Source organism: Pseudomonas multiresinivorans (assembly GCF_012971725.1).
GTDB lineage: Bacteria > Pseudomonadota > Gammaproteobacteria > Pseudomonadales > Pseudomonadaceae > Pseudomonas > Pseudomonas multiresinivorans.
On sequence record NZ_CP048833.1, the window covers coordinates 1 to 14,572 of the forward strand.

The window sequence follows — 14,572 nt, forward strand, 5'->3', positions numbered from 1 at the left end:
GCGCTTCGTCGCACGCTTTCCGCATCGCCCGGCCCACTCGCCGGGCGAGTGCCTGAAACAAGGCACCCGACTCCGATTCGCATTCGCGGACTTCGGAGTTTTTGCTTTTCAAGCCCCATGCTTAGTCTCAAGCCTCGCTCGCGGCTTCATCGCCCCGCGCTATGCTTGGGTCCACCCTGCGTCCCGATGAGTCTATGGCCGGCCTGATTCCACAATCCTTCATCGATGACCTGCTCAACCGCACCGATATTCTCGATGTGGTGAGTTCGCGCATCCAGCTGAAGAAGACCGGCAAGAACTACAGCGCCTGCTGCCCGTTCCACAAGGAGAAGACACCCTCCTTCACCGTCAGCCCGGACAAGCAGTTCTACTACTGCTTCGGCTGTGGCGCCGGCGGCAACGCGCTCGGCTTCATCATGGACCACGACCAGCTGGACTTCGTCCAGGCGGTCGAGGACCTGGCCAAGCGCGCCGGGATGGACATCCCCCGCGAGGAAGGCCGGCGCGGCAACAAGCCCCGGCAACCGGTCGACTCGCCGCTGTACCCGCTGCTGGCCGGCGCCGCCGAGTTCTACCGCCAGGCACTCAAGAGCCACCCGGCACGCAAGGCCGCCGTGGAATACCTCAAGGGTCGCGGCCTGACCGGCGAAATCGCCCGCGACTTCGGCCTGGGCTTCGCCCCGCCGGGCTGGGACAACCTGCTGAAGAACCTGGGCGGCGACAACCTGCAGCTCAAGGCCATGCTCGATGCCGGCCTGCTGGTGGAAAACCCCGACAGCGGCAAGCGCTACGACCGCTTCCGCGACCGGGTGATCTTCCCCATCCGCGACAGCCGCGGCCGGGTGATCGCCTTCGGCGGCCGCGTATTGGGCGACGACAAGCCGAAATACCTGAACTCGCCGGAAACCCCGGTCTTCCATAAAGGACAGGAGCTCTACGGCCTGTTCGAAGCGCGGAAGAACAACCGGGATCTCGACGAGATCATGGTGGTCGAAGGCTACATGGACGTCATCGCACTGGCGCAGCAGGGCATCCGCAACGCGGTCGCCACCCTGGGCACGGCCACCAGCGAAGAACACATCAAGCGGCTGTTCCGCATCGTGCCGAACATCCTCTTCTGCTTCGACGGCGACCAGGCCGGCCGCAATGCTGCCTGGCGCGCACTGGAGTCGGCACTGAGCAACCTGCAGGACGGACGCAAGGTGCGCTTCCTGTTCCTGCCCGAAGGCGAAGACCCGGACAGCCTGGTACGCGCCGAAGGCCCGGATGCGTTCCGTGCCCGCCTCGCCCACCAGGCACAGCCGCTGGCGGACTACTTCTTCCAGCAACTGACCGAGGAAGCCGACCCCAGCACGCTGGAAGGCAAGGCGCACCTGGCGACCCTGGCCGGACCGCTGCTGGAGAAGATCCCCGGCAATACGCTGCGCCTGCTGATGCGCCAGCGCCTGGGCGAGATCACTGGCCTGTCCGCCGAAGCGCTCAGCCAGATCAGTGCGCCGCGCTCGGGCCTCACCGGCCAGGCCAAACCGAATCACACCCCTGCAACGGCGCAGGCACCTGGCTCGGAGCAGCACGCCCACGAGTACGCCGACTACGACATGGGCCAGTTCGCCGGCCAAGGCGACAGTCATTACCAGGACGCTTCGAGTTACTTCGAAGCGCCGATGGAGTTTTCCCCCGGCAACGGCGGAGCCAAGCAGGGCAAGAAGCCCTGGAAGGGCGATCGCAAATGGGATGGCAAAGGCAGGAAAGGCGACTTCACGCCACGCCAGCCGCGCACCGAGATCAGCGTCGAATCGCCGACCCTGACCGCGCTGCGCACCCTGCTGCACCATCCCCAACTGGCGCAGAGCGTCGAGGATGCGAGCCACTTCTCCAACGAGGGACAGACCTATTCGCAATTGCTCGCCGCACTGGTCGAAGCGTTGCAGAAGAATCCGAAACAGAGCTCGATGCACCTCATCGCGCGCTGGCACGGAACGCCCCAAGGGCGCCTGCTACAGGTGCTGGCGGGAAAAGAATGGCTGATCGACGACGGCAATCTTGAAAAGCAGTTCGTCGACACCATTACTACACTTGCACACAACCAGCTGCTCAGCAGCCGTGAAGCCCGCTTGCACAGCGTGCTGCGAAAGAACCCCAGTGAACTGACCGACGAAGAGAAAGCGTTACTGCGGGAGCACTACAGCACCCCCTCTTCAACAGGCAGCCAGAGCTGAACTGGCGCCTGAAGCCTCGAATCTGGTATAATCCTCGGCTTATTTCAGCCCGCCAAGACCTTCAGTGGATAGGGTGTTATGTCCGGAAAAGCGCAACAGCAATCTCGTCTCAAAGAGTTGATCACCCGTGGTCGTGAGCAGGGTTACCTGACTTACGCGGAGGTCAACGACCACCTGCCGGAGGATATCTCTGATCCGGAACAGGTAGAAGACATCATCCGCATGATCAACGACATGGGGATCAACGTATTCGAGACAGCCCCGGATGCGGATGCCCTGTTGCTGGCGGAAACCGATACCGATGAAGCTGCCGCCGAAGAAGCTGCTGCCGCCCTTGCCGCGGTAGAGAGCGACGTTGGCCGTACGACCGACCCGGTGCGCATGTACATGCGTGAAATGGGTACCGTGGAGCTGCTGACCCGCGAAGGCGAGATCGAAATCGCCAAACGCATCGAGGAAGGCATCCGCGAGGTCATGAGCGCCATCGCCCAGTTCCCGGGCGCGGTGGACGGCATTCTCGAAGAGTACAACCGCATCGTTACCGAAGGCGGCCGCCTATCGGACGTTCTCAGCGGCTACATCGACCCGGATGACGGCACCCTGCCGGCCGAGGAAGTCGAGCCGGTCGGCCTGAAGGACGACGCCGAAGCCAAGGATAAGGACAAGGACGAAGAGGACGAAGAGTCCGACGGCGATAGCGAGGAAGAAGAAGGCGATGGCGGTCCGGATCCGGAAGAAGCCGCCCGTCGCTTCGGCGCCGTCTCCGAGCAGCTGGAAAAGGCCAAGAAGGCCCTGAAGAAGCACGGTCGCGGCAGTAAGCAGGCAACCGAAGAACTGGTCGCCCTGGCCGAGCTGTTCATGCCGATCAAGCTGGTGCCCAAGCAGTTCGACGTGCTGGTTGCCAAGGTCCGCGATGCGCTGGATAGCGTGCGCCGCCAGGAACGCGCCATCATGCAGCTGTGCGTGCGTGATGCTCGCATGCCGCGTGCCGACTTCCTGCGCCAGTTCCCCGGCCACGAAACCGACACCGCCTGGGTCGACTCCGTACTCAAGGGCAAGCCCAAGTACGCCGAGGCCATCGAGCGCCTGCGTGACGACATCCTGCGCAACCAGCAGAAGTTGGTCGACCTGGAAACCAGCTCGCAGCTGACCGTTGCCGAGATCAAGGACGTCAACCGTTCCATGTCCATCGGCGAGGCGAAAGCCCGTCGTGCGAAGAAGGAGATGGTCGAGGCGAACCTGCGTCTTGTGATCTCCATCGCCAAGAAGTACACCAACCGCGGCTTGCAGTTCCTCGACCTGATCCAGGAAGGCAACATCGGCCTGATGAAGGCGGTGGATAAGTTCGAATACCGTCGCGGCTACAAGTTCTCGACCTATGCCACCTGGTGGATCCGCCAGGCGATCACCCGTTCGATCGCCGACCAGGCCCGCACCATCCGTATTCCGGTGCACATGATCGAGACGATCAACAAGCTCAACCGTATCTCCCGCCAGATGTTGCAGGAGATGGGCCGTGAACCGACCCCGGAAGAGCTGGGCGAACGCATGGACATGCCGGAAGACAAAATCCGCAAGGTCCTGAAGATCGCCAAGGAACCGATCTCCATGGAAACGCCGATCGGTGACGACGAAGACTCGCACCTGGGCGACTTCATCGAGGACTCCACCATGCAGTCTCCGATCGAAGTGGCGACCAGCGAGAGCCTCAAGGAAGCCACCCGCGAAGTCCTCGCCGGCCTCACCGCTCGCGAAGCCAAGGTCCTGCGCATGCGCTTCGGCATCGACATGAATACCGACCACACCCTCGAGGAAGTCGGCAAGCAGTTCGATGTGACCCGCGAACGTATCCGCCAGATCGAAGCCAAGGCGTTGCGCAAGCTGCGCCACCCGTCGCGAAGCGAGCACCTGCGCTCCTTCCTCGACGAGTGATGAACAAACCCCCGGCCCAAAACCGGGGGTTTTTCTTTGGGCCTTCCATCGGGCAAAGTGCCACGTCTACACTTCGGCATAGTCCCCCCTGGAATGAGGCCCTTCATGCCGCGTCTGCAGGCAGTTCTACTGTGGTGCCTCGCATTCTGGGCGGGACAGGCATTCGCCCTGAGCCTCACGCCCGACGAACAGCAGTGGCTGCAGGCACACCCCTCCCTGCGCCTGGGTGTAGACGCCTCCTGGCCCCCCTTCGAATTCCGTGACAACGACGGCGTTTACCAGGGCCTGGCTGCCAGTTACGTCAAAGTCATCAGCGACAAGCTCAAGGTCCAGCTCCAACCGATCGAGCCGGCAAGCTGGAGCGAAGTCCTGCAACAGGCGCGGGACAGCCATCTCGACCTGCTCCCCGGCATCATGGCTACGCCGGAACGCCTCGAGTACCTGACCTTCACCCGCCCCTACCTCGACTTCCCGATCATCATCCTTGCCCGCAAGAACGGCCCCGCGCCAGCCAGCGTGAAGGAGCTTTACGGCCTCAAGGTCGGTGTGGTCGCCCACTACGCCCCGCATGAACTGCTGGTCGCCAGGCACCCCGACCTCAACCTGCAACCGCTGCCCAGTGTCGCTGCCGGACTGCAGGCGCTGGCGGTCGGCCAGGTGGATGCGTTTGTCGGCGACCTCGCCTCCAGTGTCTGGAACCTTCGTCAGCTCAAGCTCGAGGGCCTGCAGATCAGCGGCGAAACCCCCTACCGCTACCAGTTGGCCATGGGTGTGCCGAAGGACCAGGCGATCTTCGTCGGCATTCTCGACAAGGTGCTGGCGGACATGACCGTAGAACAGATCGACGCACTGCAGGCCCCCTGGGTCGGCGGCCTGGTCGACCACCGTAGCGTGTGGCCTGATGTGTTCCGCGTGGTCGTGCCCATCGCGGTTCTGACCACCCTCACCCTACTGGTCCTGTTCACCATGAACCGGCGCCTGCGCGGCGAGATGCAGCGCCGGGAGAAACTCGAGCAGGCCCTGCGCGACAGCGAACAGCACTACCGCGGCCTGGTGGAAAGCCTGACCGCCATCGCCTGGGAAATGCGCCTGGCGGAGAACCGCTTCACCTACGTCTCGCCCCACGCCCAGCGGCTGCTCGGCTACCCGCTGACCGACTGGCTGGAGCCCGGCTTCTGGCAACGCACCCTGCACCCGGAAGACGCCGAGCACGCGATCCACTTCTGCATGAGCGAGAGCCATGCCGGGCGCAACCACAGCTTCGATTACCGCATGCTCGCCGCCGATGGGCGAATCGTCTGGATCCGCGACATCGTCACGCTGATCCAGCATGGCGACGACCTGATCCTGCGCGGCCTGATGATCGACATCACCGAGGCGAAGCACACCGAACAGGCCCTGCGCCTGTCCGAGCAGAAATTCGCCTCGGTCTTCCATCACTGCCCCGACATCATCGTCCTCGCCCGCCGAGTCGACGGCGTGCTGCTGGCGGTGAACAGTACCTTCGAACAACAGATCGGCATCCCCGCCAGCGAAGCCCTGGGCAAGACTTCGACCGACCTGGGAATCTGGGGCGCCCCTGGCATGGGCCCGGCCATGCTGCAGCGCCTGCAGGGCGAACCGCTGAACAACGTCGAGATCCCGCTCAACCGCCGCGACGGCAGCCACTTCACCGCCCTGCTGTCGGCGCAGCACATCATCCTCGACGACACGCCGGCGCTGGTCGTCGTGGTGCGCAACATCTCCCAGGTCAAGGAAACCCAGGAGCAACTGCGCGTCTCCGAGGAAAAATTTGCCAAAGCCTTCCACGCCTCGCCCGACGGCATGCTCATCTCCCGCATCAGCGACGGCCGGTTGGTGGAAGTGAACCAGGGCTTCACCCGCATCACCGGCTACAGCCGTGAGGAAGCCGCCGAGCGCTCCACCCTCGACCTGCGCCTGTGGGCCAACCCGGCCGACCGCAGCAAACTGCTGGGCATCCTCGACAACGCCGCCAGCGCCCCAGGCTTCACCGCGCAGATTCGCACCCGCGACGGCAGCCTGCGCCTGTGCGAGCTGTCCGCCCACCGCATCACCATCGGCAGCGACGACTGCATGCTGACCATCGCTCGCGACATCACCGAGCAGCAGCAGATGCAGGAAAAACTCCGACTCGCCGCCACCGTATTCGAGAGCACCGCTGAAGGCGTGATGATCACCGACGCACGCCAGCGCATAGTCGCGGTCAACCGCGCCTTCAGCGAGATCACCGGCTACAGCGAACAGGAAGCCCTCGGCAGTTCGCCGCGCCTGCTCGCCTCCGGCCAGCACGACAGCAGCTTCTACGTCGCCCTCTGGCACCAGCTCAACGCCGAGGGCCATTGGCAGGGCGAAATCTGGAACCGCCGGAAGAACCAGGAGCTCTACCCGGAGTGGCTCACCGTCAGCGCCGTGCGCAATGCCGACGGCGAGTTGTCGCACTATGTCGGCGTGTTCGCCGACATCTCCACCCTCAAGTACGCCCAGGCACGGCTGGACTACCAGGCCCACCACGATCCACTCACCGGCCTGCCCAACCGCCTGCTGTTCGAAAGCCGCCTGAACGCCTCGCTCAAGGAAGCCCAGGAAGACGATCATCAGGGCGCCGTGCTGTTCCTCGACCTGGACCGCTTCAAGCACATCAACGATAGCCTCGGCCACCCGGTCGGCGACCTGCTGCTCAAGTCCATTGCCACCCGCCTGCGCGAGCAGCTGCGCGACGTCGATACGGTAGCGCGCCAGGGCGGAGATGAATTCATCATCCTGCTGCCCGGCCTGCACCACGCACTGGACGCCGAACACGTCGCCAACAAGCTGCTGCTCTGCTTCGACAAGCCGTTCATCGCCGGCGAACAGGAATTCTTCGTCAGCGCCAGCATCGGCATCTGCCTCTACCCCAGCGATGGCTCGGATGTCGCCACCCTGGTGAAGAACGCCGACGCCGCCATGTACCGGGCCAAGGCCCAGGGCCGCAACCGGGTGGAGTTCTACACCCGCGAACTGACCTTCCAGGCCACCGAGCGCATGGCCCTGGAACATGAATTGCGCCGCGCGCTGGAAAGCGACCAGCTGCAGCTCTACTACCAGCCCAAGCTCTCCCTCGGCACTGGCCAACTGGTCGGCGCCGAAGCCCTGATCCGCTGGAAACATCCTCAATTCGGCGCGATTTCGCCCGATCGCTTCATTCCGCTGGCCGAGGAAAACGGCCTGATCCTGCCATTGGGCGACTGGGTGCTGCGCGAAGCCTGCCGGCAGATGAGCCGCTGGCAGGACAGCCACGCCGCCTTCGGCCCACTTTCGGTCAACCTGGCTGGCGCCCAGCTGCGCCAGACCAACCTGGTCGAACGCATCCGTGAACTGCTCGCCCACTACAACCTGCAGCCCTCGCGCCTGCAGCTGGAAATCACCGAAAGCTTCCTCATGCACCAGACCGAGGAAGCCCTGTCGATCCTGCACAGCCTCAAGCATCTGGGCGTACAGCTGGCCATCGACGACTTCGGCACCGGCTACTCCTCCCTCAGCTACCTGAAGCAACTGCCGCTGGACACCCTGAAGATCGACCAGTCCTTCGTCCACGGCCTGCCGGACGACCCACACGACGCCGCCATTGCCCGGGCCATCATCGCCCTGGGGCGCAGCATGAACCTCATCGTGATCGCCGAAGGCGTGGAACACGAAGCCCAGGAACGCTTCCTCGAAGCCGAAGGTTGCGACCAGATCCAGGGCTACGCCCTGAGCGCCCCACTGCCGGCCGACGCCTTTGCCAACCGCTTCCTGGTCCCGCTGCATCCGATTGGCGCGACGCACAACGCGCCGGTATAATCCGCCCGCCTTCTGGGGGCCTATAGCTCAGTTGGTTAGAGCAGAGGACTCATAATCCTTTGGTCCACGGTTCAAGTCCGTGTGGGCCCACCACCTCTTCAGCAAAAAGCCGCGCGAATGCGCGGCTTTTGCGTTTCTGGCATTCGGTCGTCAGGAGTTCGCCAGTTCCCGCAGCGCCGCTGTGGCGAGGAAGCCGGAGCGGGAGCTGTAGCGCTGGTCTTTGCTGACGCGGTCGTCGATGCGTTGCAGCAGATGTTCGGGCAGCGTGGCGTTGAAGCGTACTGCTTTGCCCAAATACGGCGTGACGTCGAACTCGATAACCGCCCAGACACCACCGGCGTAGTCCGGGTTGTTCAGGTGCTGGTCAATGGCTTGCGGTTGGGGCAATTCTTCGCCGTCCGCGACCAGCCCCTCGAAATGCAAGGCAAGGGCTTCTTTCGCGTTATCCAGGGCTTCGTCGACGGTACAGCCAGCAGAAAAACAGCCGGACACATCCGGCAGGGTAACGCCGTAGTCGCTGTCGGGGTCCTTGTGGAGCACGACGGGAAATTTCATGGGTGGCTACCTGCTGTCACGTATTCGGTTCAGTGGCTGGCACTGGATTGTCCGAGCTTGAGGCCGGCCTGCTTGAGGATGCTGTTGACCGTTCCTTTAGGCAGGCTGGCTTTCGGATGTGGGACCGTCACCTTGCCGGGCCTGACCGGGTGCTTGAACTGGTGATGGCTGCCATTGCAGCCGATCTCGAACCAGCCATCCTCGATCAACAAATCAATGATCTCTTTGCTGCGCATCGACGCTCTCCCGACGGCGCAGCAGTGTGTACCGTACACACCAAAATCGAAGCCCGTCAATGTGACGAGGAGATAAGCCGACAGGCGCTGCAGTTACCCGTGCTGGAGGCAGGTTCGCCGCAGACCAGCGGTATTTCCCGAATTGCCCTACGCCGCAACGGCGTTGCTGTCCTACAAGGGCTCTGCGTAGCGTTCCGTCTGCCACGGCTCGCCGTGGTCAGGAGTGGAATCCTGAAAAAGGCACATTACGCAATGCAAGCCATAGCAGAGAGCGGCAGCCCCACGGCTGCAGGTCTTTGGTGGTCTATGGCGGGCCGTGCAAGGAGGGCTCCGTGCCCTACCGGTCGTGTGCCACACCGGCGATTCCACCCTTGCACGGTCCGCCGCCCTCTTCGGTTGTTCGGGCGGCGGCTTCCTGGATGTACATGGAGAGACAGCATGAAGTTTTCCGATTCGCCATCGGCCGACGAAGGCCTGATTCCTACCGTGTTCCACCGTTACAACCGTCGTCTGCGCGGGCTGCTGATCGAGCGGCAGGCGTGGTTCGTCCTGCGCGATTTGGCCAAGCTGACCAACAGCCACCTGGGCGAGCGGGTCACCAGCAAGCTCGATCCGGACCAGCTTCGCCATGAGCAGTTGGCAGGCTGCGACGAAAAGCTCTACCTGGTCAGTGAAAGCGGTCTCTATGCGCTGCTGCTGGTGCACTTCTATCACCCGGAGAACCGCAGCCTGCGGCAGTGGATCAGCACCGAGGTGCTGCCGGCCCTGCGCGATGCGCAGCAGAACAACCCACACCTGCCGCGCCGACGCATGGAGCAGATCGAAGGCCAGCCGACCAGCGTGATGGACTGGCAGGGCAAGGTCTGGGTGCGCTGGACCGATGCGGTGCGCATCATGGAAAACCAGGTGCGCTCGTTGCACTGATCCTGCCCGGTGCACTTCGTAGAATGGCGTGGAGCGAAGCGATACCCATCGCTTCCCGCCCCAATGAGCTTCGCAGACAAGGTCCGCTCCTACAGGATCAAAGCCCCCTCACCCTAACCCTCTCCCGCAAGCGGGAGAGGGGACCGTTCGGAGCGAGAAATAACCTCGGTGTCAGCCGGTACGTTTTGCCTGCTCTCCCAGCAGTAGGGCGCATAACGCGCCAGCGTTATCCGCCGCCGAGGGTCTGGCGGATAACCTGTTCCAGGTTATCCGCCCTACGTTTTCCGCGCGTTTATGGCAGTTTTCCGGCACCGTATTGCGGGCCACTTCACACCTAACGTCGTCCATCTGACGCAAGCGCCCCGCCGAGATGACTGGGGTCAATATCAGATAGCCACTAGCCATTAAATTGGCATCTCCCTGATATGAGTGAGCCCCTCATGACTCTTCACCGGTACCCGGTCCAGTTGCTGGTCACCTCCCAGGACGCGGCGCTGGCTCGCCAGGTTCGTGCGTTGCTGGCGGCCTATGAGCTGCCTTGCGCGGTGATGGAAGGACCAACCAACTGCGAGCAGGCACCGCTGTGCCGATGGTTCAAGGACGCGCCCTTGAGCGATTCGGCGCGGATGCTCGCGCTGCTGGCCGATGCCATCGGGGTGCTGGAGAGAACCCGCCACGCCTTCCGCTCCCGCGAGCTGGGCGAGTTGCGTCAGCGCCTGAGTGGCGCACTGCAGGAGTTGTCGGGGCCGCGCCCGCTGGTGTAAAAGACTTCCACCCGCGTTCCGCGTTGCGGAAGCTGGCTTTGCCGGGCAGGACTTGTGGGCCTGCAAGACAAAGCGCCGAGTTGGTCGCCGTCGATTTCGACGTGACGACGAGCCGGCGCTTTTTTCATGCCCGACAAAAACAGCAGACCCGCAAGGAGCCGAACATGGGCCTGGGACCGAAGCTCGATAGCGTGCTCGAGCGCATCGGCCTGTCGACGATGGAAGTCGATCAGCGCCTGAGTTACCTGGAGTGGCGCGAGGAGGATGGCCGCCATCTGCATGGCCGCGCCGCCGAACTGGAGGGCTGCCACCAGCGCTTCATCGAGCAGCTCTACGATCACCTGCGCCACTATCCGCCTCTGGGCGCGATCCTCTCCGAGCCGGCGACGCTGGCGCGGCTGAAATGCAGTCAGTTCGAATACTACCGCCAGCTCTGGGACGCCCCGCAGGACGCCGACTACGTGCGCGACCGCCTGCGCATCGGGCTGGTGCACCAGCAAGTCGGCGTCGAGCTGAAGTGGTACATGGGCGCCTATCGCCTGTACCTGGACCAGATGCTCGCCGACCTGATGGGCGACGCCCCGGAAGCCAAGACCTACGCCAGCCTGCTCAAGCGGGTGTTCTTCGACATGTCGCTGGCCATCGACACCTACGGCGCTGCCCAGCGTCAGGCGCTGGAGGACAGCGAGGCGCGCTTCGCCCGCGCGCTGCGCGGCGCCAACGACGGCATCTGGGACTGGGACCTGGGCAACGACCGCCTCTACGTCTCCGAGCGCTGGGCACGCATGCTCGGCCTGACCCGCGACAACCTCGGCGAAGGCAGCACCAGTTGGTTCGCCCGCGTGCATCCGGACGACCTGCCCGGCCTGCGCAAGGCCATCGACGCGCACCTGCGCGGCAGCAGTGCGCTGCTCAGCCACGAATACCGTATCCGCCAGCGTGACGGCAACTACCTCTGGGTGCTGGCGCGTGGCGTGGTCACCGATGGGCGCATGGCCGGCTCGCAAACCGACATCAGCCAGCACAAGGCCAGCGAGCACCAGCTCAGCCATGCGGCGCGGCATGACCCGCTGACCGGCCTGGGCAATCGTCTGCGCCTGGACGAGTTGCTGCAGCAAGCCCTGATGCGCCAACGCCGCCCCGGCGCGCGCGAGTCCGGCCTGCTGTTCATCGACCTGGACCGTTTCAAGCTGATCAACGACAGCCTCGGCCACGCGGTGGGCGACCGCGTATTGGTGGAGGTCTCCCAGCGCCTGCTGCGCTGCCTGCGGCCGGGCGACCACCTGGCGCGTTTCGGCGGCGACGAGTTCGTCGTGCTGCTGGACGACCTGGCCAGCCTGGTCGACGCCGAACAGGTCGCGCAGCGCATGCTCGACTGCCTGCGCCAGCCGCTGCACGTGGACGGCCGCACGCTGGTGGTCAGCGCCAGCATCGGCATCACCGGGCTGATGACCGACGGCCAGGCCATCGACACCCTGCAGGCCGCCGACCTTGCGCTGTATCGCGCCAAGGAAGCCGGCAAGGCGCAGTACGCGCGCTTCAGTCTCGAACTGCAGGCCGAGGCGCAGCGCCGGCTCGACCTGGAAAGCGCGCTGGCGCAAGCCCTGCGCCGCGAGGAGTTCAGCCTGCACTACCAGCCCATCGTGCGCCTGGATCGCGACACGCCGCACTGGGAAGCGGTGGAAGTACTGCTGCGCTGGAAGCACAACGGCGCGTCAGTCTCGCCGCTGGACTTCATCCCGGCGCTGGAGGAATCCGGCGAGATCGTCCCGGTCGGCGACTGGGTGCTGCGCCAGGCCTGCCGGCAGACGGCGCTCTGGCAGAGTCAGGGACATCGCAATCTCTACTGTTCGGTGAACCTGTCGAGCCGCCAACTGCAGCAGCCGGGCTTCGCTGCGCGGGTGCAACAGATCCTCGACGAGAGTGGCCTGTCGCCACGCAGCCTGGTGCTGGAGATCACCGAGAGCCTGCTGATGCAGGATGGCGCGGAAACCCTCGCCTGCCTGCGCGAACTGGCCGCCGAGGGTGTACGCCTGGCGCTGGATGATTTCGGCACCGGCTACTCCTCGCTGGGGTATCTCAAGCGCTACCCGCTGCACATTCTCAAGGTCGACCGCAGCTTCATCACCCGCGTGCCCGACGACCCTGAACTCAGCGCCATCTGCCGCGCCATCATCGGCCTGGGCCATAGCCTCGGCCTGGAAGTGGTGGCCGAGGGCGTCGAACGCCAGGAGCACCTGGACTTCCTGCGCACCGAAGGCTGCCGTCACGCCCAGGGCTTCCTGTTCAGCAAGCCGCTGGCGCCCGAACAACTGTTCCAACACAACCTGGAGCACCAGCGATGAAGCAGAACCTGCCGATCACCGGGCGCCAGGTGGATGTACCGGCCAACGCCAACATCCTCTCCACTACCGACCTCAAGGGCGCGGTCACCCATGTGAACCCGGACTTCCTCCGGATCAGCGGATTCGAAGCCGAAGAACTGGTGGGGTTCAACCACAACCGCGTGCGCCATCCGGACATGCCGCCCGCCGCCTTCGCCCACCTCTGGCAGACGTTGCAGGCCGGGCGCAGCTGGATGGGCCTGGTGAAGAATCGCTGCAAGAACGGCGACCACTACTGGGTCAGTGCCTTCGTCACACCGATTCGCCATGGCGGAAAAGTCGTGGAGTACCAGTCGGTGCGCACCCGCCCCGGCGCCGAGCAGGTCGATGCCGCGGAGCGCCTTTACGCGCGGATGCGCAAAGGGGCGAAGCCGAGCCGTACGCGCCTGCCACTCGCGGCGCAATTGCTGCTCGGCCTGCTGCTGGCTCAAGCCGGCGGCGCCCTCCTCGCCCTGCTGCTGCCCAAGCTGACGGTGCTGGCTTTCCTGCTCGCACTGGGCGCGTCCGGCGCCTGGCTGGTGCTGCGCCTGCAACCGCTGGGCGCGCTGCTCGGGCGAGCGCGGAAGATCGCCGACAACCCGCTCAGCCAGCAGCTGTATACGGGCCGGAACGACGAATTCGGCGAGCTGGAGTTCGCCTTCCGCATGCTGGAGGCGGAAACCGCCGCCGTGGTCGGGCGCATGGCAGATGCCTCGCAGCAGCTGGCCGAACACTCTGCGGCGCTAGCCGATGCCATGGCCGGCGGCAGCGCCGCTTCGCAGTTGCAGCAACGTGAGACGGAACAGGTTGCGAGCGCCATGCAGCAACTGGCCCAGAGCGTCCAGGAGGTCGCCCGCCACGCACAACATAGTGCGGTGGCAGCGCAGTGCAGCGAGCGCATTACCCAGTCCGGCCATGAGGATGTGCACGGCACGCGTGGGCAACTCGCCGCGCTGGAAGCCGGTGTCCGCGCGGCGAGCACGGCGGTGGAGCAGCAGAAGGAGCACAGCGAGGCTATCTCGCGGATGCTCGAAGTGATCCGCGATGTCGCCGGGCAGACCAACCTGCTGGCGCTCAATGCCGCCATCGAGGCGGCACGCGCCGGGGAAAGCGGGCGCGGTTTCGCGGTGGTCGCCGATGAGGTGCGGGCGCTGGCCTCGCGCACGGAGAATTCCGCGCGGGACATCCAGTCGCTGGTCGGCAATCTCCAGCAGGGCGCCGAGGATTCGGTGCGCGCGCTATGGCACTGCTGCGAGCAGGCGGTGGCCAGCCTGGAGCAGGCCGGGCACGCGGCGGGCACGCTGGAACAGATCAGCGAGCAGGTCTCGGCGATCCAGCGCATGAGCCTGGAGATTGCCGAAGCCATCGAGGAACAGGGCGTCGCCAGCGAAGACGTACAGCGCAGCCTGCACGCCATTCGCGGATCGGCAGACAGCAACGCGGAAAAAGTATCCACCTGCCAGCGCAGCGCCGCGCGCATGGCGGAACTGTCGGCGGAACTGCGGATACTGGCGGAGCATTTCTGGGAAGGCAGCCGGGCGGGTTAGCGCTTGGCGATGATGTACACGGCGTGGACGATACCGGGGATGTAGCCGAGCAGCGTCAGCAGGATGTTGAGCCAGAACGCGCCGCCGAAACCGACCTGGAGGAACACGCCCAGCGGCGGCAGAAGGATGGCGATCAGAATGCGGATGAGGTCCATGCAGTGGCTCCTTGTGAGATTGCCTTGTGCATGGAAT

At 64.6% G+C, this 14,572-nt stretch carries 10 protein-coding genes and 1 tRNA gene; 8 read left to right on the forward strand and 3 right to left on the reverse strand.

Translation table 11 applies throughout. The features are described 5' to 3' along the window. Positions 1–194: 194 nt before the first annotated feature. From dnaG to G4G71_RS00020, 4 genes are all read left to right on the forward strand, one after another. A complete protein-coding gene (dnaG, locus tag G4G71_RS00005) occupies positions 195–2,219 on the forward strand; it encodes a DNA primase (RefSeq protein ID WP_169934900.1) in 2,025 nt (674 codons plus the stop codon). 78 nt (positions 2,220–2,297) lie between these two features. After that, entirely contained in the window at positions 2,298–4,151 is a 1,854-nt protein-coding gene (rpoD, locus tag G4G71_RS00010) for an RNA polymerase sigma factor RpoD (protein WP_169934901.1), read from the forward strand. A gap of 105 nt (positions 4,152–4,256) precedes the next feature. Continuing rightward, positions 4,257–7,991: a bifunctional diguanylate cyclase/phosphodiesterase gene (locus G4G71_RS00015; RefSeq protein WP_169934902.1), complete on the forward strand. Its 3,735-nt coding sequence runs from the start codon at positions 4,257–4,259 to the stop codon at positions 7,989–7,991. Between the two features lie 16 nt (positions 7,992–8,007). Next, positions 8,008–8,084: transfer RNA gene (locus tag G4G71_RS00020), tRNA-Ile, on the forward strand. Between the two features lie 57 nt (positions 8,085–8,141). On the opposite strand, the gene G4G71_RS00025 is transcribed toward G4G71_RS00020, so the two are convergent. Together G4G71_RS00025 and G4G71_RS00030 are read right to left on the reverse strand one after the other, a co-directional pair. Beyond that, complete coding sequence (locus G4G71_RS00025) at positions 8,142–8,546, reverse strand: type II toxin-antitoxin system HicB family antitoxin (RefSeq protein WP_169934903.1); 405 nt, start codon at positions 8,544–8,546, stop codon at positions 8,142–8,144. 29 nt (positions 8,547–8,575) lie between these two features. Further along, on the reverse strand, positions 8,576–8,782 hold the full coding sequence (locus G4G71_RS00030; RefSeq protein WP_169934904.1) for a type II toxin-antitoxin system HicA family toxin: 207 nt from the start codon (positions 8,780–8,782) through the stop codon (positions 8,576–8,578). Between the two features lie 438 nt (positions 8,783–9,220). Between G4G71_RS00030 and G4G71_RS00035 the strand changes: the two genes are divergently transcribed. The 4 genes from G4G71_RS00035 (at position 9,221) to G4G71_RS00050 (ending at position 14,380) form a co-directional block, all read left to right on the forward strand. Beyond that, complete coding sequence (locus G4G71_RS00035; RefSeq protein WP_169934905.1) at positions 9,221–9,706, forward strand: BRO-N domain-containing protein; 486 nt, start codon at positions 9,221–9,223, stop codon at positions 9,704–9,706. A gap of 440 nt (positions 9,707–10,146) precedes the next feature. Then, positions 10,147–10,470: a hypothetical protein gene (locus tag G4G71_RS00040; RefSeq protein ID WP_169934906.1), complete on the forward strand. Its 324-nt coding sequence runs from the start codon at positions 10,147–10,149 to the stop codon at positions 10,468–10,470. A gap of 164 nt (positions 10,471–10,634) precedes the next feature. Continuing rightward, positions 10,635–12,815: a putative bifunctional diguanylate cyclase/phosphodiesterase gene (locus G4G71_RS00045; RefSeq protein WP_169934907.1), complete on the forward strand. Its 2,181-nt coding sequence runs from the start codon at positions 10,635–10,637 to the stop codon at positions 12,813–12,815. Further along, positions 12,812–14,380: a methyl-accepting chemotaxis protein gene (locus tag G4G71_RS00050; protein WP_169934908.1), complete on the forward strand. Its 1,569-nt coding sequence runs from the start codon at positions 12,812–12,814 to the stop codon at positions 14,378–14,380. Before G4G71_RS00045 ends, G4G71_RS00050 begins: the two co-directional genes overlap by 4 nt. Here G4G71_RS00050 and G4G71_RS00055 read toward each other — a convergent pair. Further along, complete coding sequence (locus G4G71_RS00055; protein WP_003084988.1) at positions 14,377–14,535, reverse strand: YqaE/Pmp3 family membrane protein; 159 nt, start codon at positions 14,533–14,535, stop codon at positions 14,377–14,379. The two genes, G4G71_RS00050 and G4G71_RS00055, sit on opposite strands and share 4 nt — an antisense overlap. Positions 14,536–14,572: the final 37 nt, after the last annotated feature.